This window comes from Streptomyces sp. SID1328 (assembly GCF_009865595.1).
In the GTDB taxonomy this organism is placed as follows: Bacteria; Actinomycetota; Actinomycetes; order Streptomycetales; family Streptomycetaceae; genus Streptomyces; species Streptomyces griseoluteus.
Genome location: NZ_WWKH01000679.1, coordinates 1 through 2,031 on the forward strand (window position 1 = coordinate 1; position 2,031 = coordinate 2,031).

General features: G+C 71.9%; 2 protein-coding genes and 2 pseudogenes. 3 read left to right on the forward strand and 1 reads right to left on the reverse strand.

The genetic code is table 11. The features are described 5' to 3' along the window. From GT030_RS21825 to GT030_RS21835, 3 genes and pseudogenes are all read left to right on the forward strand, one after another. A pseudogene (locus GT030_RS21825) lies at positions 1-210 on the forward strand (ABC transporter ATP-binding protein); the annotation flags it as partial. Between the two features lie 342 nt (positions 211-552). Further along, positions 553-774 carry a helix-turn-helix domain-containing protein gene (locus tag GT030_RS21830; protein ID WP_004002281.1) on the forward strand — a complete coding sequence of 74 codons (222 nt, stop codon included), beginning with the start codon at positions 553-555 and terminating at the stop codon, positions 772-774. A 129-nt stretch (positions 775-903) separates the two neighbouring features. Further along, on the forward strand, positions 904-1,707 hold the full coding sequence (locus GT030_RS21835) for an enoyl-CoA hydratase/isomerase family protein (RefSeq protein WP_161202552.1): 804 nt from the start codon (positions 904-906) through the stop codon (positions 1,705-1,707). Between the two features lie 13 nt (positions 1,708-1,720). Here GT030_RS21835 and GT030_RS21840 read toward each other — a convergent pair. Continuing rightward, positions 1,721-2,031, reverse strand: a pseudogene (locus GT030_RS21840) (nucleopolyhedrovirus P10 family protein); the annotation flags it as partial.

The window sequence follows — 2,031 nt, forward strand, 5'->3', positions numbered from 1 at the left end:
CTGCTGCTGGACGAGCCCACCAACAACCTCGACCCCGCCAGCCGCGAGGAGATCCTCGGCGCGCTGCGCACCTACAAGGGCGCCGTGGTGCTGGTGACCCACGACGAGGGCGCCGTCGAGGCGCTCCAGCCGGAGCGGATCATCCTGCTCCCGGACGGCGTGGAGGACCTGTGGGGTTCCGGTTACGCCGACCTGGTGGCCCTCGCCTGACCACGGCGCGATCATTCGGCCCGATCATTCGGCCCAGCGGTGATCCACCATCTGAGTGAGATCTCCTCATACCGAGGTGTGTCCTACACGGATTTTGCGGCCGGTCCCCCCGTACCCGAGCGATACCGGGGGACCGGCCGTCTCGCGTCGCTGACCTGGCACTTCCCGTTTCCACCCGTTCGGCGGTACGCGCGCGCCGCTTCGGAATCGCCGATTCCGTATGTGCGGACCCGCTCCTGTCGTCACAACCTCGTCTCACGGACCTTGCCGAATGGGTGGCCAACCCGACGAGAAGGGGTGATCATGAGAAGACCAGAGCGCACTTCCCATGAGGAGGACCGGGTGGCCGAGACTCTGAAGAAGGGCAGCCGGGTTACCGGCGCCGCGCGCGACAAGCTCGCGGCAGACCTGAAGAAAAAGTACGACTCCGGTGCGAGCATCCGGGCGCTGGCCGAGGAAACCGGTCGCTCGTATGGCTTTGTGCACCGGATGCTCAGCGAGTCGGGCGTCACGCTTCGTGGGCGTGGCGGTGCGACGCGGGGCAAGAAGGCCGCGTCGTCCTGATTCCGGGCGGCCCATCGGCTTCGATGGTGGCCACCCGGTCGGTCCCCTGATCGTCCGGGTGGTTACTGTGCAGTCACTTCGCGGTGCCGTACGGCTCCGCGCGATGACCGCACCCACCGGAGGCGCCCCATGGCTTCGCCCGACCAGGATCTCGCTCCTGTACTCGACAAGGACGGCGTACGGCTCACCGTGGACGACGCGCTCGCCACGGTGACCCTGACCAACCCCGCCAAGCGCAACGCGCAGAGCCCCGCTCTGTGGCGGGCGCTGGCCGAGGCGGGCCGGGCGCTGCCGGGCTCCGTCCGCGTGGTCGTGCTGCGGGGCGAGGGCAAGTCCTTCTCCGCCGGGCTGGACCGTCAGATGTTCACGCCGGAGGGGATCGAGGGCGAGCCGAGCTTCATCGATCTCGCGCGCCGTGACGACGCCGGGGTCGACTCCGCCATCGCCGCGTTCCAGGAGGCGTTCACCTGGTGGCGGCGCAACGACATCGTGTCCATCGCCGCCGTGCAGGGACACGCCATCGGGGCCGGCTTCCAGCTGGCCCTCGCCTGTGACCTGCGCGTCGTCGCCGAGGACGTGCAGTTCGCGATGCGCGAGACCAGCCTCGGTCTGGTCCCCGACCTCACCGGCACCCACCCGCTGGTCGGCCTCGTCGGCTACGCCCGCGCGCTGGAGATCTGTGTGACCGGCCGCTTCGTGCACGCGGAGGAGGCGGTCGTCTCCGGCCTGGCCAGCGTCGCCGTGCCCGCCGCCGAACTCGACGGCGCCGTCACCGACCTCGCCTCCGCGGTACTGGCCGCGCCGCGCGACGCCGTGGTGGAGACCAAGGCGCTGCTGCGCGGTGCCGTCGGCCTCTCCTTCGACGAGCAGGTCGTCGCCGAGCGGGCCGCCCAGGCCCGCCGTCTGCGGGACCTCGCCGGCATCGGGGACTGACCCCGGCCCGCTCTCACTCCACGCCGGTCACCAGGACCGCCACCGTCGGGCGGTCCTCCAGCGTGTCCCGTACCGCCGCGCGCACCCGCTGGGCCACCTCGGTGGCCCGGTGCGCGGAGTCCGTGGCGAACTCCACGTACACATGCCGGTGCGGGAGGGCCGCGTCCGACTCGCGCCGCTGGACCCGGACCGCGTGGCCCCGGTCGCCGAAGGCCGCCGTCAGCCGGGTCACCCCGGCCACCGTGAGCACGGCCGCGGCCACCGTCGCCTCGTCCGGGTCGGTGGTCCGCTCGGCGTCCGGCGCCCGCTGCGCCCGGGGCGCCG